Genomic DNA, 22,190 nt, shown 5'->3' on the forward strand with positions numbered 1-22,190 from the left:
GGATTGCATTACTGAATGGCCCAGCCATTCAATCACATCATGCTCAGCGCAACACCTCAGCGAGCGAAGAGATGTACATATTCCGGTGCGACCCAAGGCAATAACAGGGTGGCAGCGACCTCTGCCGTTTGCGTGCCATCCGAGTATGGGCCCACGTGATACGGCGGAAACACGAACCTCACCGCAGTAATCTGCCCGCTCGCATTCAAGACCGGGACGAATTGCGCAAAATTATCCACTTGCGCTGAAGTACCTTCGGCAATCATGCGATCGGCCGATGCAACCTGCTCTGCCTGCTCTTCGACCGGCACGCGATCCGCTTGGACGCGCTGGGTCGCTGCAGCATGTAATTGCGCCGCCACCTCGCCACCGATCTTTTCCCAGCCTGCCGGGTCAGGAATCAGCGCCTGCGCGGTCAATTGCTTGCGCTCCTTGACCAACCAGACGAAGCGCGCCACCAGCGGCTCGGCATGCGCACCGCCAGTGTATCTACTGCCGTCGGCGGAAATCACGATCAGGTCAGGGGTCTGCAACATGGTCTCGAACGCCAGCGACAATTCATACGGCACGGCCGGCTTGTCGTTGCCCAGGCCGGACACGGCCTGCATCAGCTCGGCGCGCGCATCCTGCGCATAGCCGCGAAGCAGCGCAGTGAGTTCCGGATACGCATCCAGCCCGTGCGGATAGCTGATGCCAATCATGTAGGCGGGCGCATGTTCGATCACATCTTGCAGCGGTCCGCTCTCTACGACGGTCGGCTCTGCAGGCGGTGCTGCCGCGGCCGCTGTATCGGCTGCAGGCTCGCTCGGCTCTGCGGTTGCTGGTTCGCGTTGCGTACACCCCGCCAAAACGCCCAGCACCAACAAGCCCTGTACTGCCTTCACTCCAAACAACCGCCCCATTACCGCCCGCTCCCCTGATTCATAGTGTTACGAAAAGACGCGTTTGCTAGTCAAGCCAGCAGATCCTGAAATTGCGGATGTCGCCGCACATAAGCATCGGCATAACTGCAGGCCGGCACCACTTTCAAACCGCTTTGGCGTGCATAGTTCAGAGCAGCCTCGACCAACACGGCAGCGATACCGCGTCCGCCGATCGCGTCTGGCACCTGCGTGTGGGTGATGGTCATGATCTCACCCTCGCGGCGATACGCCAGCTCGGCGCGATGTCCATCGGTGTCTATGGTGAAACGCTGCTGGGCCAGATCGTGTTCTGCGTGCACTGTCGACGCCTCTTTCATTGTCTGCGCCAAGCAGGCAGTGGTCATCAGTGTGACCAGCGCGATGCCGCGCCTGCGTGAAAGTGAATCGATGCTGTGATCGGCCGTGCAGCTTGCAGAAGGCGCCCTCAAGTTCGTTCGGAAGGCGCCGATAGCTGACCCGAAGGCAATCGCTGCAACCGCTCTGCGGAAGCCGCCAATGTCTTCGCCTATCTAAGAAGGAGCCACCGCATGAACCACGATTCGGCCGGACACAGCGCAGACAGCGACAGCTCGTTGCTGGAAAACTTGTTCCAGTTCGCCCTCAAAGGCGATACCCAAAATCCGGATTTCACGCAGCTCAACGATACGGTGTACGAGCGCCTGCAGCAGGCCTACGGCGTGGCATCCAGCGCTGACAAGGAACGCAACGCGGCCTGAGTAGCGTCGCTGCGCGGTGGCGGTCTCGTTTGCTGCGCAGTCGTTGATCGCATCAGCAAGCCGCCGACGGCTGCAGACCGACGGCGTGCCTGAAACCGGAACAAAGCAGAGGTGCAGGCTAGTTCAGGCATCGCTGCACCTGTCCCGTGACTGCGCGACCCTCTTGCAAGCCGCGGTCATCGCCAAGCCCCGCACCATCACGCATCGGGCCCGGCTCTGCGTTGTCAAACCCGCTCCTTATCCGCTTCCCGCAACGGCCCCGTCCGTTCGAACCTGCTGCCGTCGAGCGCCACATTGCGCTTGCTGCAACCACGGTTCGCGCCAAGCGACGCCTCAGAAACATCCGCTATCAACAGACGACTGCAGGTAGGCCGGCGGCCTTACGCCAGCGCGACCGCCTTACCAGCCCCGCTCACCCGAAGCGCGGATTGGACAGCTGCTCCAAAAACACCTGCCACACGCGCGGCTCCATGATCAGCATGAACATCACGCCGAACGCGGCGCCGGCCAGATGCGCACTGTGGTTGATGCGGTCGCCGCCACGGCGATCCATCCACAGGCTGTAGCCCACATAGAACACCGCATAGAGGATCGCCGGTGCCGGAATGAACAGCACCAGGATGATCGTCCATGGCTGCAGCAGGATGAAGGCGAACAACACCGCCGAGACCGCGCCGGACGCACCCAGACTGAGGTAATTCGGATTCTTCTGATTCTTCAGGTAGCTCGGCAGGATCGAGACCACCAGTGCAGCAAGATAGAACAACGGATAGGTCAGCACGCTGCCGGTGAGCTCGGCCATCACGTTCTCGATCACCCGGCCGAAGAAGAACAGCGTCACCATGTTGAAGACCAGGTGCCCCAGGTCGGCGTGGATAAAGCCGTAGGTCACCAGGCGGTCGTACTGATTGTGCTTGTCCACCGCCGGCGGCCACAGGATCAGCCGGTCGCTCAACTTGCGGTTGTTGAACGCCATCCACGAGACGATGCCGGTGATGGCGATCAGGATCAGGGTAATCATGCAGACCTCAGGCAGTACGGTAATTGTCGACCATGCGATACCGGCGCGCATACAGGCCGAAGGCCAGTGCCGCCAGGAATGCAAACGCCGCGAAGAAGAACATCAAAAATGCCGCTTCGCTGAGCCCAGTATCGGCGATATGCGCGGTCACCGTCTCGTTGCGCACCGCCACGTTCGACAACAGCACCCACAGGTTGCCGACGGTGGTGGTGAGATACCAGAAACTCATCACCACGCCCTTCATCGAGGGCGGCGCCTGGCTGTAGGCAAACTCGATGCCGGTGGCCGACACCAGCACCTCGCCAAAGGTGAGCAGCGCATACGGCAGGATCTGCCAAGCGATGTGCATCGGCTCGCCCCCATCCATGACCATCTGGATCGCCCCCACCGCAATCCAGGCCACGCCACTGAAGGCGATGCCGCTGGTCATGCGGCGCAGCGGTGTCGGCTCCCAGCCGCCACGGCGTAGCAGCGGATACAGCACCAGGTTGTTGAAGGGAATCAGCAGCATTACCAGCAGCGGATTGAGCGCCTGCATCTGCGAGGCGGTGAACCAGGCCGGCATGGTCATCTCGCGCCCCTGCAGCACCCAGGTCGACGCCTTCTGGTCGAACAATGAGAAGAACGGCGTCACCAGCGCAAAGATCACCAGCACCCGTAACAGTGCGCGCACGCCTTCCACCGCAACGACCGGATGCGTGCCGCGGGCACGCTCCAGTTGCCACCAGGTGCCACCGCCGATGCCGGCCAACAACAACACCAGCGCGATGCACAGGCACACCACGATGCCCAATTGCTCGACCAGCGCCAACCCAGCCAGCGCCAGTAGCACCGAAACGACTGCCAGCATCAGGCCAGGACGGCCCTGCCCCGGCGCATGCGCCAGCAATGCAGTCCGCACCACCGCGCCGAAACCATGCGGATCCTTCGGCGGCAGCGGCACCAGCACATAGCGCTTGCGCCCCAACCAAAACACCAGGGTGGCCACGAACATCAGGATGCCGGGAATACCGAATGCCCAGGCCGGGCCAAGATTCTTCAGCGCCAGCGGAATCAGTAGAGAGGCGAACAACGAGCCGAAATTGATGATCCAGTAAAAGGCGTCGAACACCACCTTGGCCAAGTGCTTGTTGGACTGGTCGAACTGGTCGCCCATGAACGAGGCCACCAGCGGTTTGATCCCACCTGCGCCCAGCGCAATCAGGCCCAGGCCGACCAAGAACCCGTCGCGGCTGCCTTCGAACAACGCAAGACAGGCATGCCCCGCGCAATAAATCAGACTGAACCACAGAATGGTGTTGTATTTGCCGAAAAAGCGGTCGGCCAGCCAGCCGCCCAGCAGCGGGAAGAAATACACCCCAATCATGAAACTGTGCAGGATGTGCTTAGCCTCGGCTTCGCGCCCGGGGCCGCTGATTTCCTGCAGCAACAGCGAGGTGATCAGGAACTGCACCAGGATGTTGCGCATGCCGTAGAAGCTGAAACGCTCGCAGGCTTCGTTGCCGATGATGAAAGGAATCTGGCGCGGCAGCCGCGCGCCGGCAGTAACGCCTGGCGAGATGGAGGTGGTCAAAGGCAGTCCGGCGATGCTGAAAACAAGCCCTATCCTACCGGCGCGCACCCGCCGGCCGCCATTGCTCGCCCGAGCCGCCGTGCGCGACGCTGGGCGGGTGCAGATGGCGATGTTCCTCCAGGCAATCGCAATATCCTGTGGTTACCCGCCATCTTGATGGCATCACCATTGCGCCGAATTCGCGCTGCCTACACCTGTTTCCACCTCGCTCGCGTGGCAATGGGCATAACTTGTCGCGCCCGCTTGAGATCCGCGTGCTGCACGGGTCGCAGTGACACCATGACGCAGTGCAGATTGGCCTTGCACGCTGGCTCGGCTACATTGCAAACGTTTTCCTGGAACACTGGACCGCTGGATGCCCCGCTTCACCCGCCTGGCCCTGAGCCTGTTGCTACTGACTTCCGCCCCTGCCGCCCTGGCTGCCGCGCCGCTGACCACGCAGGCAGAGCGCAGCGGTTTCGTGCAGACCGGGCGCTACGACGAAGTCATCGCGCTGTGCGATGGGTTTGCGCAGCGCTATCCTCAGGCGGTGCGCTGCATCCAGTTCGGTACCACCCCGGAAGGGCGGCCGATGAAGGCCTTGGTCGCCTTCACCAGTGGCGTGCTCGACGCGCAATCGGCAACGCAGCGCAAACTGCCGGTGGTGCTGATCCAGGGCGGCATCCATGTCGGCGAGATCGATGGCAAGGACGCGGGCTTTCTGGCGCTGAGCGAGTTGCTCGACGGCAAGACCGGCAACGTTGTGCTCGACAAGGTCGTGTGGGTGTTTGTGCCGGTGTTCAACGTGGATGGGCATGAGCGCTTCGGTGCCTGGAACCGCCCCAACCAGCGTGGCCCCGAACAGATGGGCTGGCGTACCACCGCGCAGAACCTCAATCTCAACCGCGATTACGTCAAGGCCGATGCGCCGGAAATGCAGGCGATGCTGCAACTGGTGCAACAGTGGGACCCGCTGATGTACGTTGACCTGCACGTCACCGATGGTGCCAAGTTCGAGCACGATGTGTCTGTGCAGGTGGAACCGGTGCATGCCGGCGATGCGACCCTGCAGCGCGATGGCACCCGCTGGCGCGACGCAGTGCTTGCCGACCTGAAAAAACAGGGCTCACTGCCGCTGCCGTATTACCCGTCCTTCGTGCACGAAGACGACCCCAGCTCCGGCTTTGCCGACGATGTGCCGCCGCCGCGTTTCTCGCACGGCTATTTCCTGCTGCGCAATCGCTTCGGCATGTTGGTGGAAACGCATTCGTGGAAGGATTACCCCACACGCGTGCGGGTCACCCGCAATGCCATCGTCTCGGTGCTGCAGCAGGCCGCACGCCACGGCACCCAGTGGCGTGCCGATGCACTGGCTGCCGATCAGCGCGCCACGCACCTGGCTGGCACGTCCGAGCCGCTGAGCTTTGCGGCCGGCCCGGACGCGCGCACGGTCGCGTTTCGTGGCTACGCGTATACGCGCACGCCGTCGCCGATTTCCGGCGCGCTGATGACGCACTACGACGAGAGCAAGCCGCAAATCTGGAAGGTACCGCTGCGCGACCAGATCACGCCCGATGTGGTGGTGGAGGCGCCGCGCGGCGGCTATCTGATACCCGCTGCGCAAGCCGCCTTGGTTGGCGAAAAACTGGGCCTGCATGGCATAGCGTTTCAGACGATCAACAATGCAGCCGAGCACCCGGTACAAAGCTTCCGCGCCGATACCGTCAAGTTCGCGGCGCGCTCCAACGAAAGCCATCAGGCCGTCGAACTCAGCGGGCAATGGCGCGATGAAACCCGCGCAGTGCCGGCTGGCTCCTTGTTCGTGCCGATTGCGCAACCCAAGGCGCGTCTGGTGATGGCGATACTGGAACCGCAGGCACCGGATTCGCTGCTGCAATGGGGCTTTTTCAACACCGCGTTCGAGCGCAAGGAATACATGGAAGCCTATGTCGCAGAAGACGTGGCGCGCGACATACTTGCGCACGATGCCGCATTGAAGGTGCAATTCGAACAGCGCATTGCCAGCGATCCGGACTTTGCCAAAAACCCGCAGGCACGCCTGGAATTTTTCGCCAAGCGCCACGCATCGTGGGATGAGCGCTACCAGCTCTACCCGGTACTCCGCACCGCGCAGACCGACTTCTAACCGCCCCGCCGATTCCGGCATGCGGCTGCGCGGCACCGTCGCGCGTCGCCGATTCGGGCACGTCAGTGCCCGCCACGATTTGTCATGACCCAGCACTAAAAGGACACCCCGTGCCACAACTCGATATGAAAACGTTTACAGCCCGCGAAAACCGCCCTCGCCCCTTGGTTCTTGCGGTCGTCATGGGGCTTGGCATCGCCCTGTCTGCACCATTGGCAGTCGCGCAAGGCGCACCGTCTTCGCAGCCGTGGATGGACACCGCGTTGACTGCAGATCAACGCGCCGACCGCTTGCTGGCGCAACTGACCGAAGACGAAAAATTCCAGATGCTGCGCAGCTATTTCGGCCTGGGCACCGACAAGATTCCCAAGCCCGAAGGCGCGCTGGGTTCGGCTGGCTATGTGCCCGGTATTGCGCGCTTGGGCATCCCCGCGCAGCAGCTGGCCGACGCGGGCGTGGGCGTGACCAACCCCGGCGGCATACGCAAGGGCGATTACGCCACCGCGATGCCGTCGGGCCCATCCACCGCATCGAGCTGGAACCGCCAACTGGCGTATGCCGGTGGCAAGACCATGGGCCGCGAATCCTGGCAACAGGGCTTCAACGTGTTGCTCGCCGGCAGCGTCAATCTGCAGCGCGACCCGCGTAACGGGCGCAATTTCGAATACGCCGGTGAAGATCCGTTACTGGCCGGCAGCATGGTCGGCGAATCGATTCGCGGCGTGCAAAGCGAACATGTGCTATCGACGATGAAGCACTTCGCCCTCAACGACATGGAAACGCGGCGCAACTTCCACAGCGCGCAGATCGGCGAGCAGGCGATGCACGAATCCGACCTGCTGGCTTTCGAGATCGCCCTGAAGATCGGCGACCCGGCCTCGGTGATGTGTTCGTACAACAAGATCAATGGCGTCTACGGTTGCGAGCACGATTACCTGCTCAACCAGGTGCTCAAGCAAGAATGGAAATACCCCGGGTACGTGATGTCCGATTGGGGCGGCGTGCACAGCGGCTCCAAGGCAGCCTTGGCGGGACTGGATCAACAATCGGCCGGCGAAGTGTTCGATGCGGCGGTGTTCTTCGATGCGCCGTTGCGCATGGCAGTGTCTGCCGGCGTGGTGCCGCGCGCGCGCTTCGATGACATGGTCAAGCGCATCTTGCGCAGCCTGTTCGCGCATGGCGCCTTCGATTACCCGACCCAGCGCCAGCCCATCGATGGCAAGGCCGGTCTGTTGGCTGCGCAACATGTAGCCGAAGAAGGCAGCGTCTTGCTGCGCAACGAGCAGGCCATGTTGCCGTTGTCCAAGGACGTGCGCCGCATCGCCGTGATCGGCGGCTACGCCGACAAGGGCGTGATGTCCGGGGGCGGCTCCTCGCGCGTGGACTACACCATCAAGGGCGGCAACGCGGTGCCCGGCATCACCCCGAGCACCTGGCCTGGCCCGGTGATCATCCATCCGTCCTCGCCGCTGCAGGCATTGCGTGCTGCCTTGCCGAACGCGCAGATCGATTACGTGGACGGCAAGGACCACGCCGCTGCCGCACGCGCCGCCAAGGCGGCCGATGTGGCGATAGTGTTCGCCACCCAATGGGCGGCCGAATCGGTCGACCTGCCGGACATGCGCTTGCCCGATAACCAGGACGCACTGATCGACGCGGTGGCCAAGGCCAACCCCAAGACCACCGTGGTGCTGGAAACCAACGGACCGGTGCGCATGCCGTGGGCCGAGCGCGTGCCGGCGGTGTTGCAAGCGTGGTACCCGGGCATTGGTGGCGGTGAGGCGATTGCCAACCTGCTGACCGGCGCGGTGAATCCTTCCGGCCATCTGCCGGTGACCTGGCCGGTGGACGAATCGCAGCTGCCGCGCCCATCGATTCCCGGCCTGGGCTTCAAGCCGGCCAAGCCGGGCGGAGACACAATCGACTACGCCATCGAAGGCGCCAATGTCGGCTACAAGTGGTTCGCCGCGCGCAAGCTGACCCCGCGTTATCCGTTCGGCCATGGCCTGTCGTACACGCAGTTCCGCATGGGTGGGCTGCGGGTGGAGGCGAACGGCAGCCAGCTCACCGCCAGCTTCGAAGTGGAAAACATCGGTCGGCGCGATGGTGCTGCCGTGCCGCAGCTCTACGTCACCCTGCCCGACGGCCACGCCACCCCGCTGCGTCTGATTGGCTGGCAGAAGCTCACGCTCAAGCCGGGCGAAAAGCGCAGCCTGCAAGTGATTGCAGAGCCCAAGACGCTGGCCGACTTCGACGCCAATGCACGTCGCTGGACGATTGCGGCGGGCACCTACCGCGTGCAACTGGCGCGCTCGGCGAGCGAACCGGTGCAGAGCGCGGAGGTCACTTTGCAGGCGGCACAGTTGCCGTAAGCGCACGCAGCGCACGCACTGACACGTGCGTGCGCCAGCTCGGGTTGGTCCGCTTGCCATGCGGCGCACGTCGCCACGAAAAAATGCGCAGGATGCGTTGACAGTCTTGCGCGCAGCTTGCACAATTCGCCCCCTGAGTCGCCCAGGTGGCGGAATTGGTAGACGCACTAGCTTCAGGTGCTAGCGGGGGCAACTTCGTGGAGGTTCGAGTCCTCTCCTGGGCACCACGACTCACGGTAGATCGTAAAAAACCTCGCTTCGGCGGGGTTTTTTACGTTTTAGCGGTTGTCTGATAGATCGCTCGCTGTCGTCACTCGCGTTTGACGACGACGCACCCAAAGCCGGCGAGCGCCATGCGGCTCCGCGTCAGCGCACGCCGCACGCGCACAATGCACTGGTCGCGGCTTGCAGACAGTGCGGAGCTTCAGCGTGATCCAGCCCCTACCGTGCGACGCAGTGACTTTCGACACGCGTGGCTGGTCGTCATCACAGGTGCGTTGACGGCGCGAGTCTAGTAGCCCCTCAACAGGGGCTCAGTGGCCCCCGGCCGCCGCTGCACCACCCGCACCCGCGCCGAACGGCGGTTTGGCCAGCCACAGGAAGAAGATGATCGCCAGAAAGGTCCAACCAAGCAGATAGAAGATGTCGTTGAAGCCCATCTGCGAGGCTTGGTGGTTGATGCTGTTGTTGAGGAAGGCGGCGCCGCGTTGCAGATCACCCTGCCCCATCGCGGTGACCTGCTCCTGCATGCCGGGCGTATAGACCGAAATGTGCTCGGTGATATGCGCATGGTGCACCTGGGTGCGGCGTGCCCACAGATATGTGGTCAACGACGCAGCGAAGCTGCCGCCCAGTGTCCGCAGGAAGGTAGCCAGACCGGAACCTGCCGCGATTTCGCGCCCATCCAGATCCGACAGCAGGATCTGCAGCACCGGCATGAAGAACAACGCTACGCCTACGCCCATCACCAGCTGGATAGTCGCCACATGGCTGAAGTCCACCTGCAGGTTGAAATTGGAGCGGAAGAAGCAGGTGAACGACATGAAGATAAAGGCGATGGTGGCCAGCATGCGCAGGTCGAAGCGCAGCGCATATTTGCCTACGAACGGCGTCATCAGCACCGGCAGGATGCCGATCGGTGCGGTGGCAAGGCCGGCCCAGATCGCGGTGTAGCCCATGTCGCGTTGCAGCCATTGCGGGATCAGCAAGCTCACGCTGAAGAACGCGGCATACGCCACCACCATTGCCAAGGTGCCGGCGCGGAAATTGCGATGCCGAAACAGCTTGAGATCGACGACGGGGTCTTTGTCGGTCAGCTCCCAGATCACGAACACCACCAGCGCCACCGCAGCGATGCAGGCCAGCACCACGATCTTGTCGGAAGAGAACCAGTCTTCGTCATTGCCCAGGTCCAGCACCAGCTGCAGTGCGCCCACACCGACCACCAGCAGGATCAGGCCGATGTAATCCATGCGCGGTCTTTCGAGTTGTTCGGGGCGATGCCGCAACTGCGAACCCACGATACTGCTGGCGATGATGCCCAGCGGCACGTTGATCAAGAAGATCCATTCCCAGCTGTAGTTGTCGGTGATCCAGCCACCGAGAATCGGTCCGGCGATTGGCGCCACCACGGTAATCATCGCCAGCAACGCCAGCGCCTGCCCGCGTTTTTCGCGTGGATAGATCGACACCAGCAGACTCTGGGTGATGGGATACATCGGCCCGGCAACAAAGCCCTGCAACGCACGCGCCACCACCAGCATGCCCATGCTTTGGGCAAGACCGCACAGCAGAGAGGCAATGGTGAATGCCAGCGTGGACCACACGAACAATTTGGTTTCGCCGAAGCGCCGACTCAACCAGCCGGTCAACGGCAACGCGATCGCGGTACTGACCGCGAACGAAGTGATGACCCAGGTGGCCTGCTGCGAACTGGCGCCGAGATTGCCAGCGATGGTGGGCAGCGAGACGTTGGCGATGGTGGTGTCCAGCACCTGCATGAACGAGGCCATGGCCAGGCCAACAGTGCACCACGCCACGCTGGCCGGGCGAAATCCGGCAGCGGGCGCCGCCGGACCGCCGGGCGCGGTGGAAGCTTGCGAAGACATGGTGGCTTAGCCCGCCTTGCCGGCAGCCTGCGACGGCAGGTTGTCCTGGATGATGCGTTGGATGTCGGCGTCAGCGGCCTTGAGCTGCTGCGCATACACCTCGGTGGAGAACACCGCGCCATTGGCCAGCTTGGTGGGCAACACGCTGCCCTGTTGATCGTGCAGATTGACCTCGACCTTCATCGACAACCCAATCCGCAGCGGATTGCTGGCCAGCTGCTTGCTGTCCACCGCAATGCGCACCGGCACGCGCTGCACGATCTTGATCCAGTTGCCGCTGGCGTTTTGCGCCGGCAACAGCGAGAACGCGCTGCCGGTGCCCAGGCCCAGGCTTTCGATACGGCCGGTGTAGTTGACGCCGCCGCCGTACAGATCCGAATGCAGCTCCACTTCCTGGCCCAGGCGCATGTGCTTGAGCTGGGTTTCCTTGAAGTTGGCTTCCACCCACACCTGCTCCAGCGGCACCACGGCCATCAGCACGCTGCCCGGCTGCACACGCTGGCCAACTTGCGCCGAGCGCCGTGCGACATAACCCGACACCGGCGCGACCACGCCGGTGCGCGCATGATTCAAATACGCCTGACGCAGCTGCGCGGCAGCGGTTTGCACGTCCGGCTGGTTGGCCACCGCACTGTCGTCCACCAACGCACGGTTACGCTCGAAGCTCTCGCGCGAGCCGCTCACTGCCGCTTCGGCCGCAGCCAGTTCGTCGCGGGCGTGTGCCAGTTCTTCGTTGGAGATCGCGCCGGTGGCAGCCAGATTCTTGCGCCGTGCGAAGTCGGAGCGCGCACTGCGCAGCGTGACTTCGCGTGCCGACAATTCGGCCTGCGCGCTTTCCACGCTGCGATACAGACCGCGTACCTGGCGTACGGTCTTGGCGAGGTTGGCTTCGGCCTGCTGCACGGCGACCTCGGTGTCGGCCGGGTCCAGCTGCACCAGCAACTGGCCGCGCTCCACGCGCATGCCGTCTTCGGCGCCGATGCTGACCACAGTGCCGCCCACCATCGGGGTGATCTGCACCTGGTTGCCCTGCACATATGCGTCGTCGGTGTCTTCGTGCCAACGGCCGACCAGGAAGTACCACACCACCAGGCCGATGATCGCCAGGATCACCACAAAGGCCACGATGCGCAGCGCAGCACGGCGCTTGCTGGGCGCGGCGGGTGCGGGTTGAGGAGAAGTTGAAGTCGTCTGGCTCATCGTCGATGTCTCAGGAATTCGGTTGTACGGAAGTGGGCGCGGTGTGTGCGGTATCGCGTGCGGGCTCCGGCGTGAATCCGCCGCCCAGCGCACGCTGCAACCTCACCGAGGCCAGGAGTTGTTGCGACTGCAGCCCGGCCATGCGTTGGCGTGCGACGAGCAGCTGCTCCTGCACGCTGAGCACTTCCAGATAGCTGCCAATGCCGGCGCGGTAGCGCTGCTGGGCCAGATCGAAGGCCTCCGTTGCGGTCTGCACCGCGTCGTTCTGCGCCTGCGCGCGTTGCTCCAGCGAGCGCACGGCGGTGACCTGGTCGGCCACTTCGCGCAGCGCAGCGATCACTTTCTGGTTGTAGTCGGCCACAGCCAGGTCGTACTGCGCGTCGCTGCCGGCCAGATTGGCGCGCAGCTTGCCGCCGTCGAAGATCGGCAGACTCAGCGCCGGCGCGACCAGACCGAACACCGAGCCACTTTCCAGCAACTTGCCGACATCCGGGTACCGCGATGTCCTTGTCGGCCGCCTCCACGCGCCAGCGCGCGGCGACCACGTCGGGACGACGGCCAAGCAGATCGGCCGGCAGCATGCTCGGCAACTGGGTGGCGATGCCCGCGCCCAATACCGGGCGAGCAATGTCCAAGCCGCGATCCGGGCCCTGCCCGACCAACGCCGCCAGCGCGGTGCGGGCTTCGTCGATCTGCTGCTGCGCGGACTGCACCTGCTGCTGCGCAGCCGGCACACGCGCTTGCGCCTGACGCACCTGCAACTCGCTGTCGATGCCGGCGCTGCGGCGTTGCCGGGTCAGCTCCAGCAGTTTCTGCGCGCGGTTTAATTCATCGTTGGCCAGATCATGCTGGCTCCACGCGTAAGCGAGCTGCGCGTAGCCTTCGGCAATTGCTGACGACAAATTCAATCGCGCCGCATGCGCATCCACTTCGGCCGCATGCGCCTGATCGACCGCAGCTTCCCACGCACTCCGCTTGCCGCCCCACAGATCGACGCCGTAGCGGAAATCCAACGCGAGCTGCGCACTGCCGCCGTACTTGCCACCGAGTTCTTCGCCGACCATGGATTCGGGCAGCTGCAGGCCGGTGTAGCCACCGGACACCGACAAGCTGGGGCCGCGATTGGCCTGCGCAGTGTCGATACGGGCCTGCGCCTGATGCAAGCGCGCATCGGCCGCAGCCAGACTGGGGCTGTGTTGCAGGCCTTCGGCGATCAGCGCGTCCAGCTGCGCATCGCCCAGCGCACGCCACCAATCGCTGGCCGGCCATGCGGCCGGGCTCAGCGTGGTCTGCTGCGACAGGGTGCGTTCGGCGTGCAGCGTGCCGGGGTCCAGCACGGCGCCTTGCGGGGTGAGGCCACGGCTGCTGGCACAGGCGGCCAACGCCAGCGCCAGGGCAGTGATAACGAACGGCCGCGCCAGGCGCATCGAGCGCGAGCGCAGCGTATGGGTCGGGGAACTAGCAGCGTTCATGAGTTGAGTGCATCGCGGACACGGATAAGAAGTGAGGTAAGAAGTTCGCGCTCGGGCGCAGACAGATCGCGCAGGCCGTGCTCGATGGCGCGTTCGCCGCGCAAGCGCAGCCGCTCCCAGAGCGCCACGCCCTGTTCGGTCATGACGATCTGCAGTGCGCGCCGGTCCTGCGCATGCGGCTCGCGCCGCACCGCGCCCAGCGCTTCAAGCTTGTCGAGCAGGCGGGTCACCGCGCTCGGGGTCTGGTCCAGTGCCAGCGCCAATTCGTTGGCTGTGCACGGCGAGCGCACTGCCAGGATCTTCAGGCCCACGTAGTGGCTGAAGCCGAAATCGGGCAGTTCGCCCTTCATCTCGGCATCGAGCTGGCGCATCAGCGCATCACGCACCTGACGCAGCAACAGGCCAAACGACGGCGCAGCGGTAGACGAAACATTCATGCAGTACATTTTGTTACATGAAATATATTTGTCAAAGCAATTATCTCATAAGGGATTAAACCATCTGCAAGGATCGCCACCTTAATCGGCCAGCGGACTGGCTCGGTAATACAATTCGGCCAATGAGTATCGAAAACCCGCCAACCCAGATCGACGCACTGCCGCCAGGCGTGCGCGCCAGCTTCGAAAAAGCCGATGGCCCGGTGCTGATCGCGTTCTTGGCAGAGCTGCGCGAGGTCTGGGCGCCGGAAACCGCCTGGCACGCGCATGTCCGCGGCCAGCTGATGTATGTGGAACACGGCGTCTTGACCGTGCACACCGAGCAGGGGACCTTGTCGTTGCCGCCGGGCTGCGCCGGCTGGATGCCGCCCGGCCGACAGCACACCGTGGAACTGGCCGGGCCGCTGCGTGGCTGGGGCGTGGTGGTGCGCCCGGATGCCTGCAGCGCCTTGCCAGCGCAAGGCGGGGTGATCCGACTCACCGGACTGGCCCGCGAGGCCATCATGCGGGCCGCCGACTGGCCACTGGATCAGCCGCTGGACGCCGCCCAGCAACGCCTGGCCGCAGTGCTGCTGGACGAGCTATGTCAGGTGCAGATCGACTACCTGCACCTGGCAATGCCGGCCGACCGCCGGCTGCTGCGAATCGCCCGCCAGCTGCTCGACACCCCAGCCGACCCGCGTTCGCTGGAGCAATGGGCCGACTGGGGCGGACTGTCGCCGCGCAGCCTGAGCCGGCATTTCCGCGACGAGACCGGCCTGAGTTTTGCGCAGTGGCGACAGCAGGCCCGGCTGACCGAAGGCCTTCGGCGGCTGAGTCAGGGCAGCGCAGTGGCACAGGTGGCCGAGCAGCTCGGCTACAGCAGCCCCAGCGCCTTCGTCAGCGTCTTCCACCGCCATTTCGGCGCCCCGCCCGCCCGTTATTTAGCCAACCCCCATGCGCGCGGCGTGGCATCCCCCGCCGCATCCGGATAATCGGCGCTCTTCGAGTCCGCGCCCCGGTGCGGTTCCTCTTCACGCAGGACCTGGCTTTACATGACCGATCTGACCCGCCCCACCTTCCATGGCTTCGAACAGCTGCCACTGCGCGAGTACGCCGAACGCGCCTATCTCGATTATTCGATGTACGTGGTGCTCGACCGCGCCCTGCCGTTCCTGGGCGACGGCCTGAAGCCGGTGCAGCGGCGCATCATCTTCGCCATGAGCGAGCTCGGCCTGAATGCGGCCGCCAAGCCGAAGAAATCCGCGCGCACCGTGGGCGATGTGATCGGCAAGTACCACCCGCATGGCGACAGCGCCTGCTATGAAGCGCTGGTGCTGATGGCGCAGCCGTTCTCGTACCGTTACCCGCTGATCGAAGGCCAGGGCAACTTCGGCTCCACCGACGATCCCAAGTCGTTCGCGGCGATGCGCTACACCGAATCCAAGCTGACCCCGATCGCCGAAGTGCTGCTGGGCGAAATCAGCCAGGGCACCACCGACTGGGCGCCCAACTTCGACGGCACCCTGGAAGAGCCCACCTGGCTGCCGGCACGCCTGCCGCACCTGTTGCTCAACGGCACCACCGGCATTGCCGTGGGCATGGCCACCGACGTGCCGCCGCACAACCTCAACGAGATCGTCAGCGCGCTGCTGCGGCTGCTCGACAACCCCGATGCCACCGTCGCCGAACTGTGCGAACACGTGCTGGGCCCGGACTACCCGACCACCGCCGAAATCATCACCCCGGCGGCCGACCTGCGTGCGATCTACGAAACCGGCCACGGCAGCGTGCGCGCCCGCGCCACCTACAAGAAAGAACACGCCAACATCGTCATCGACGCGCTGCCGTACCAGGTGTCGCCGTCCAAGGTGATCGAGCAGATCGCCCAGCAGATGCGTGCCAAGAAGCTGCCGTGGCTGGAAGACATCCGCGACGAATCCGACCACACCAGCCCGGTGCGGGTGGTGCTGGTGCCGCGCTCCAATCGCGTCGATGCCGAACAGCTGATGGGCCACTTGTTCGTCACCACTGATCTTGAGCGCAGCTACCGCTGCAACCTCAACGTGATCGGCCTGGATGGTCGCCCGCAGGTCAAGAATCTGCGCCAGTTGCTGAGCGAATGGCTGACCTTCCGCAGCGACACCGTCACCCGCCGCCTCAACCATCGCCTGCAGAAGGTCGAGCGTCGTTTGCACCTGTTGGAAGGCTTGTTGATCGCCTTCCTCAACCTGGACGAAGTGATCCGCATCGTCCGCAGCGAAGACGAACCCAAGCCGGTGCTGATCTCGCGCTTTGCGCTGAGCGAGGAACAGGCCGAATACATCCTGGAAACCAAGCTGCGCCAACTGGCGCGCCTGGAAGAAATGAAGATCCGCGGTGAACAGGAAGCGCTCGCCAAGGAGCGCGCGCAGATCATGGCGATCCTGGAAAGCAAGACCAAGCTGAAGAAGCTGATCAAGGACGAGCTGATTGCCGACGCCAAGAAGTTCGGCGATGCGCGCCGTTCGCCGCTGGTGCAACGTGACGCCGCGCAGGCCATCGACGAAACCGAGATGGTCGCCAGCGAACCGATGACCGTGGTGCTGTCGGAAAAGGGCTGGGTGCGCGCCGCCAAGGGGCATGAAGTGGATCCGGCCGGCATGTCCTACCGCGATGGCGACGGCCTGCTGGCGGCGGTACGCAGCCGCAGCACGCACCAAGTGGCGTTCCTCGATTCGGAAGGCCGCGCCTATTCCACCGCCGTGCATACCTTGCCCTCGGCGCGTGGCAATGGCGAACCCTTGACCGGCCGCTTTTCGCCGGCTTCGGGCGCAGCGTTCCAGGTCATGGCCAGTGCCGACAATGCCACCCGGTTCGTGCTGGCGTCGTCGCACGGCTACGGCTTTGTCACCCGCTTTGAAAACCTCACTGGCCGCAACAAGGCCGGCAAGGCGATGCTCAATCTCACCGCCGGCTCGCACGTGCTGACGCCGGCGCAGGTGAGCAACCCGCAAACCGATCGCATTGTTGCGGTCACCAGCGCCGGCAATCTGCTTGCAGTGCCGGCCAGCGATGTGCCTGAGTTGGACAAGGGCAAAGGCAACAAGATCATCGAGATCCCCAAGGCCAAACTCGGTACCGAACGCGTGGTGGCAGTGGTCGCGGTAGCACCGGGCAACACGCTGCTGGTACGCAGCGGCGCACGCACCATGAGCCTGTCGTTCAAGGATCTGGACACGTATGTGGGTGCACGTGCAAGCCGTGGGTCGCTGTTGCCGCGCGGGTGGCAGAAGGTTGATGGATTGGAAGTGCAGTAAAGGCGATTCACTCATCTGGCGCGCGGCGGCGCGGCTAGAACTGCGGTCGCCTCAGGCTGCTGAGGCGCGGCAGAAGGTTGATGGATTGGAAGTGCAGTAAAGGCGATTCACTCATCTGGCGCGCGGCGGCGCGGCTAGAACTGCGGTCGCCTCAGGCTGCTGAGGCGCGGGAGTGCAGTAACGGTTGCTCGCCAGATCGGCGCGCGGCGGCGCGACCGGCATTTTTGCGCCTCAAGGCACCTGAGGCGCGCTCGTTGAGCCAGGAGGATGCATGCAGTATTCGAATGGGCATGAAGCGAAGTCAGGCGATCTGATTCAGATCGACACGCTGTCTCGCGGCAAGGTCATCGCCTGCATGGACACAGCTGATTACCTTCCGGAACAGGAAACCTGGGCATACCTCGGCGAGGGCATCATGGTCGATACGGATTTCTGCGGCCTAGTCCACTACACGCAAGAGTCTGCGGTTGCCGGGGAACTGATCCTTCTTCAACGGGGCACGTCTACCATGCAAGGCAATTGAATCTCCACTCCTCCTGCGCAATGCGACCAAGTGCCTGAACACGTGTCGCGTTTTAGCAGATAAAAATTGCTGCAGCACCGGCATTGCGTCACCCGCTCTTCTAGGCGTAACAGCTGCAAGCGCTGAGCTCACCGCCACCCCTGAGCACTGCATCAGAACGCGCGATGACCCGCCATTTCAAAAGACCACAGCGGGCAACAACCACTGACAAGGCGATGCATGGACGCGAATTCTGGTTGGAACGTTGGCAGCTCGGACAGACCGGCTTTCATCAGCAAGAGGTATTGCCGCTACTGCAAAAGCACTGGCCTGCGCTGCAATTGCCGAAAGAGGGACGCGTGCTGGTTCCCCTATGCGGCAAGACGCTGGACATGCATTGGCTGGCAGCGCAAGGCCATCGCGTGCTCGGCGTGGAGCTATCGCCGCTGGCGGTAACGCAATTCTTCGATGAGGCAGGACCGCAACCGCAGCGGCATATCAGCGCTGCAGGCGAGCATTTCATCGCTGGCCCGATCGAGATCATCTGCTGCGATGCATTCGCGTTGGACGCTAACGTGTTGGCCGATTGCACTGCCGTCTACGACCGCGCCGCACTGATCGCGCTACCGGCCGATTTGCGCCAGCGTTATCTGCAAACGGTCTACGCGCAGTTGCCAACACCCTGCCGTGGCTTGCTGATCACCCTGGAATATCCGCAGGCAGAGAAGGCCGGCCCGCCGTTCTCGGTGGGCGCAACAGAAGTGCACGCACTTTTCGATGCCGCGTGGCAGGTAGACCAGCTGGAAAACCGCGACATCCTCAATCAGGAACCACGCTTCCGCGCTGAGGGCGTCACTGGATTATCGACCGTTGTCTATCGCCTGCAACGCCACTGAACGCAGTGGTCGAACGCTGCATGGCGACTGACGCTGGTGGCTAAGAGTGGGTAACAAAACGTAGCAGTCGTCGGTGGGCGCGGATGGCGCGGAGGAACCGCAGTGTGCGAGCAGTACATGACGATTCCGAGCGCCGGCGGTGACCGTCTGGCAGTTGCGCGGTCGTTTTGTTAGCTGCTCTCAGTAGTTTGCATAGAGCAAGTGCCGCTAGCCAAGCAAGACCGCGCGGCATCGCGCCACACGGTGGTTCTGCATAGCAAAGCAATGAAAATAAATCCGGCAAACAGCTGCAGCAAATAGCCGGCAGGTCGCACGGGCAATAACCGGGAATGGCAAAGCACTCGTATTAAATACCGAGCCGATACCCCCGCTGCGTCAGCCAGGCGGCTACGCAGCATCGGTCACCGGCTTAACCTGCAACGTGCCCCTTGTCGATCTTCGAGGTCTGGTAAAGCTCCAGACCAATGCGCTTGATCAAGCCAAGCTGCTGCTCCAGCCACCACGCATGATCTTCTTCGGTGTCCTGCAGCTGCTTGAGCAGCATGTCGCGGCTGACGTAATCGCCGTGGTCTTCGCACAATTTCATGCCGGCGGCGAGCGCGGCGCGCACTTCGTATTCGACGACGAGATCGCGCTCGAGCATCTCCACCACGGTCTTGCCGGGCGAAAATTCGGCCGGGCGCATGTCCGGGTCGCCTTCCAGGAACAGGATGCGCCGCAGCAGCGCGTCGGCGTGCTCGGTTTCCTCTTCCATCTCGTGGTTGATGCGCTCGTACAGCGCCATCAGGCCCTGATCCTCGTAACGGCGCGAATGCAGGAAATATTGATCGCGTGCCGCCAATTCGCCGCGCAGCAGCTGCTTGAGGTAATCGACGACTTCGGGATGGCCTTTCATGATGTGCTCCAGCGACGCAATGCGCGCATGGTGCCCTAAGCCGGCGGGCAATGATCTAATCGGAATCACTTTCAGTTGCGCTTGCGGCCAGACCCGCCACGGTCAAGTCCGCCGGCCACACTTCAACCGGGCTCAAGGAACCGACAATGCGTAAATGGCTGGGCCGGCTGCTGCTGGCAATCGTGCTGCTGGCCCTGACGGCAGGCCTTGCGCTCTATCTATTGATGCGCGGCAGCTTGCCGCAGCTGGATGGCGACGCCGCCCTGAGCGGCCTGGCTGCGCCGGTCAGTGTGCAGCGCGATCAGCTGGGCGTGGTCACCATCGATGCCACAAACCAGCTCGACGTGATGCGGGCGCTCGGCTACGTGCACGCGCAGGAACGCTATTTCGAAATGGACCTGATGCGCCGCGCGCCGGCCGGCGAGTTATCCGAACTGTTCGGCCCCAAGGCCGTGGACCTGGACAAGCGCAACCGCGTGCACCGCCTGCGCGCCCGCGTGCATGCCAACCTGGACATCGCCGCCGGCAGCCAGCACGCCGCATTGCAGGCTTATACGGATGGCGTCAACGCTGGGCTTGCCGCGCTCCGCGTGCGGCCCTGGCCCTACTTGCTGCTGCGCCAGACACCGCGCGCATGGACGCTGGACGATTCCATCCTCACCGGCCTGGCGATGTACGCGGACCTGCAAGACAACAGCAACCAGACCGAATTGGCTGCTGCGCGCATCCGCGCCGTGGTGCCGCCTGCGCTGGCGGCGCTGCTCGGCCATCAGGGCTCCAGCTGGGACGCGCCGTTGTTCGGGCCGCCGCAGGGCGACGCCAGCTTACCGGATGCCGCCACGCTGGACTTACGGCGCCTGCCGCATCCGGCGACCGCACCCCACGCGGAAACGCCGACACCAGGCAGCAACAACTTCGCGGTAGACGGCAGCCTCACCGCCGACGGCCGCGCCATCGTTGCCGACGACATGCACCTGGGCCTGCGCGCGCCCAACATCTGGTTCCGCGCACGCCTGCGCTATGCAGACAGCAATGCACCCAATGGCAAGGTGGATGTCACCGGATTCACCCTGCCCGGCCTGCCGGCGGTGGTGGTCGGCAGCAACGGGCATGTGGCCTGGGCGTTCACCAACAGCTACATCGACACCGCGGATTTCGCACGCATTCCTGCGCCCACGCCGGGCCATCGGCAAGCGCTGACCACGAATGTGGAAACCATTCGCGTGGCTGGCGCGGCGCCGATGCGTTTCGAGGTGCGCGAAGCGGCGTGGGGACCGGTGTTGCACACCAACGCGGACGGCAGTGTGCTGGCGTTGCGCTGGGCCGCGCAGCTACCGGGGGCGATTCGGCTGGACTTCGCACAGATGAGCACAGCGGGCGATCTGCAAGCTGCATTCGCGGTGGCCGACCGCTCCGGCATTCCGACGCAGAACCTGCTGCTGGCCGATCGCAGCGGGCGTATCGCCTGGCGTCTGATCGGTGCGCGCCCAGAACGCAATGCAGGATGCAGCCCAAGTGGGATTGCCGAACTTGCAACGTCGGCGCCTGTGCCAAACGCAGCAACCAGCGCACCTGCGGATACGGCTGCAACGCCGTCCATGCCAGGCATTTGCCTGCCGTGGTCGCTGCGCAGCGATGCGGCGCCTGCGCTGATCGACCCGCCGTCGCATCGGCTCTGGACCGCCAATAGCCGTATCGTCGATGCGCAGCAACTGGCCACGCTTGGCAGTGCCGGTTACGACCTTGGTGCGCGTGCGCAGCAGATTCGCGATGATCTCTTTGCAAAGCAGCGCTTCAACGAACGTGATCTGCTTGCCATCCAGCTCGACGATCGCGCCGTGCTGCTTACGCGTTGGTGGCACTTGCTGCGCAGGGTGGTCGACCACAGCAAGGATCCGGCGCTGCAACAGATCGCACCCGTCACACGCGATTGGGATGGGCATGCCTCCACCCAGTCGGCCAGCTATCGCATCGTGCGCGAATTCCGTACCAAGACCATCGATGCCGTGGAAGCCGGCCTGCTGGCACCCGCCCACGCCGCACTCGGCGAGGATTTCTTGACGCCACGTCGCGCGCAGCTGGAAGGCATCGTCTGGCCGTTGCTGCAACAGCGCCCGGCCAACCTGCTACCGCCAGCCTTCGCAAGTTGGGATCAATTGCTCAGCGATGCCGCGCGCAACGCGCAATCAGACGTGATCGCAGAAGACGCACAGAGCGAGCACCGCGGCCAGCACACCTGGGGCCAGCGCAACACCGCTGCCATCTGCCATCCCATCGCGCGCGCATTGCCCGCCCTCGCCAAGCGTTGGCTGTGCATGCCGCCGGATCAACTACCGGGCGACCGCGACATGCCGCGCGTGCAAGGCCCGGCCTTTGGCGCCTCCGAACGCATGGTGGTCTCGCCCGGCCACGAGCAGGACGGCATCGTGCACATGCCCGGCGGCCAGAGCGGACACCCGCTATCGCCGTTCTGGGGCGCAGGCCACGACGATTGGGTGCATGGAAGACCAACACCGTTTCTGCCCACTGCCGCGCGCTACACGCTGCAATTGCGCCCGCAGTAAAAGCGGCTAGCCCCTCTGCTGCGCAGCGGCCTGAGAAGGGAAAAAGGACGGAGGCGATCAAGCATCGCCGCTCCGCAAAAGCCCCTCTCTCCTCGGGAGAGGGGTTGG

The 22,190-nt window shown here is 63.9% G+C and carries 16 protein-coding genes, 1 tRNA gene, 1 other RNA gene and 1 pseudogene; 9 read left to right on the forward strand and 10 right to left on the reverse strand.

Translation table 11 applies throughout. The annotated features are described in order from the left end of the window. Positions 1-56 precede the first annotated feature (56 nt). Together KWO_RS14520 and KWO_RS14525 are read right to left on the reverse strand one after the other, a co-directional pair. A complete protein-coding gene (locus KWO_RS14520) occupies positions 57-902 on the reverse strand; it encodes a DUF3298 and DUF4163 domain-containing protein (protein WP_020477321.1) in 846 nt (281 codons plus the stop codon). Between the two features lie 50 nt (positions 903-952). Then, positions 953-1,267 carry a GNAT family N-acetyltransferase gene (locus tag KWO_RS14525; RefSeq protein WP_010366253.1) on the reverse strand — a complete coding sequence of 105 codons (315 nt, stop codon included), beginning with the start codon at positions 1,265-1,267 and terminating at the stop codon, positions 953-955. 183 nt (positions 1,268-1,450) lie between these two features. Between KWO_RS14525 and KWO_RS14530 the strand changes: the two genes are divergently transcribed. Further along, complete coding sequence (locus KWO_RS14530; protein WP_010366250.1) at positions 1,451-1,639, forward strand: hypothetical protein; 189 nt, start codon at positions 1,451-1,453, stop codon at positions 1,637-1,639. A gap of 412 nt (positions 1,640-2,051) precedes the next feature. Here KWO_RS14530 and KWO_RS14535 read toward each other — a convergent pair whose 3' ends face one another. Next, positions 2,052-2,660 carry a rhomboid family intramembrane serine protease gene (locus KWO_RS14535; protein WP_010366248.1) on the reverse strand — a complete coding sequence of 203 codons (609 nt, stop codon included), beginning with the start codon at positions 2,658-2,660 and terminating at the stop codon, positions 2,052-2,054. Positions 2,661-2,667: 7 nt separating this feature from the next. Then, on the reverse strand, positions 2,668-4,233 hold the full coding sequence (locus KWO_RS14540) for a POT-type proton-dependent oligopeptide transporter (RefSeq protein ID WP_010366246.1): 1,566 nt from the start codon (positions 4,231-4,233) through the stop codon (positions 2,668-2,670). A 355-nt stretch (positions 4,234-4,588) separates the two neighbouring features. On the opposite strand from KWO_RS14540, the gene KWO_RS14545 reads away from it, so the two are divergent. From KWO_RS14545 to KWO_RS14555, 3 genes are all read left to right on the forward strand, one after another. Further along, positions 4,589-6,358, forward strand: a complete 1,770-nt coding sequence (locus KWO_RS14545) for a M14 family metallopeptidase (RefSeq protein WP_010380323.1) — start codon at positions 4,589-4,591, stop codon at positions 6,356-6,358. A 182-nt stretch (positions 6,359-6,540) separates the two neighbouring features. Further along, positions 6,541-8,730, forward strand: a complete 2,190-nt coding sequence (locus KWO_RS14550; protein ID WP_026113258.1) for a beta-glucosidase family protein — start codon at positions 6,541-6,543, stop codon at positions 8,728-8,730. 140 nt (positions 8,731-8,870) lie between these two features. Then, positions 8,871-8,957 (forward strand) — tRNA-Leu (locus KWO_RS14555). Between the two features lie 306 nt (positions 8,958-9,263). Here the strand turns inward: KWO_RS14555 and KWO_RS14560 are convergent. The 4 genes and pseudogenes from KWO_RS14560 to KWO_RS14575 all read right to left on the reverse strand — a co-directional run bounded on the left by KWO_RS14560 (position 9,264) and on the right by KWO_RS14575 (position 13,947). After that, a complete protein-coding gene (locus KWO_RS14560; RefSeq protein WP_010380329.1) occupies positions 9,264-10,838 on the reverse strand; it encodes a DHA2 family efflux MFS transporter permease subunit in 1,575 nt (524 codons plus the stop codon). A gap of 6 nt (positions 10,839-10,844) precedes the next feature. Continuing rightward, entirely contained in the window at positions 10,845-12,038 is a 1,194-nt protein-coding gene (locus KWO_RS14565; protein WP_010380331.1) for an HlyD/EmrA/EmrK family protein, read from the reverse strand. Between the two features lie 10 nt (positions 12,039-12,048). Beyond that, positions 12,049-13,510: pseudogene (locus KWO_RS14570) on the reverse strand (efflux transporter outer membrane subunit). After that, positions 13,507-13,947, reverse strand: a complete 441-nt coding sequence (locus KWO_RS14575) for a MarR family winged helix-turn-helix transcriptional regulator (protein ID WP_010366221.1) — start codon at positions 13,945-13,947, stop codon at positions 13,507-13,509. Before KWO_RS14575 ends, KWO_RS14570 begins: the two are co-directional and overlap by 4 nt. A 122-nt stretch (positions 13,948-14,069) precedes the next feature. On the opposite strand from KWO_RS14575, the gene KWO_RS14580 reads away from it, so the two are divergent. From KWO_RS14580 to KWO_RS14595, 4 genes are all read left to right on the forward strand, one after another. Next, positions 14,070-14,921: an AraC family transcriptional regulator gene (locus tag KWO_RS14580; RefSeq protein ID WP_010380333.1), complete on the forward strand. Its 852-nt coding sequence runs from the start codon at positions 14,070-14,072 to the stop codon at positions 14,919-14,921. 60 nt (positions 14,922-14,981) lie between these two features. After that, a complete protein-coding gene (parC, locus tag KWO_RS14585; RefSeq protein ID WP_010366217.1) occupies positions 14,982-17,225 on the forward strand; it encodes a DNA topoisomerase IV subunit A in 2,244 nt (747 codons plus the stop codon). 271 nt (positions 17,226-17,496) lie between these two features. Then, positions 17,497-17,748, forward strand: a complete 252-nt coding sequence (locus KWO_RS14590; RefSeq protein ID WP_010380335.1) for a hypothetical protein — start codon at positions 17,497-17,499, stop codon at positions 17,746-17,748. Positions 17,749-17,963: 215 nt separating this feature from the next. Further along, positions 17,964-18,623, forward strand: coding sequence for a thiopurine S-methyltransferase (locus KWO_RS14595; RefSeq protein WP_010380336.1), 660 nt, complete (start codon positions 17,964-17,966; stop codon positions 18,621-18,623). Between the two features lie 48 nt (positions 18,624-18,671). On the opposite strand, the gene KWO_RS14600 is transcribed toward KWO_RS14595, so the two are convergent. Together KWO_RS14600 and bfr are read right to left on the reverse strand one after the other, a co-directional pair. Then, positions 18,672-18,742, reverse strand: a non-coding RNA gene (locus KWO_RS14600) — sX9 sRNA. A 290-nt stretch (positions 18,743-19,032) separates the two neighbouring features. After that, on the reverse strand, positions 19,033-19,518 hold the full coding sequence (gene bfr, locus KWO_RS14605) for a bacterioferritin (protein ID WP_010366200.1): 486 nt from the start codon (positions 19,516-19,518) through the stop codon (positions 19,033-19,035). A gap of 146 nt (positions 19,519-19,664) precedes the next feature. Between bfr and KWO_RS14610 the strand changes: the two genes are divergently transcribed. Beyond that, on the forward strand, positions 19,665-22,082 hold the full coding sequence (locus KWO_RS14610; RefSeq protein WP_010366199.1) for a penicillin acylase family protein: 2,418 nt from the start codon (positions 19,665-19,667) through the stop codon (positions 22,080-22,082). Positions 22,083-22,190 lie beyond the last annotated feature (108 nt).

It is taken from the genome of Xanthomonas vasicola pv. musacearum NCPPB 4379, assembly GCF_000277895.2.
Lineage (GTDB): Bacteria > Pseudomonadota > Gammaproteobacteria > Xanthomonadales > Xanthomonadaceae > Xanthomonas > Xanthomonas vasicola.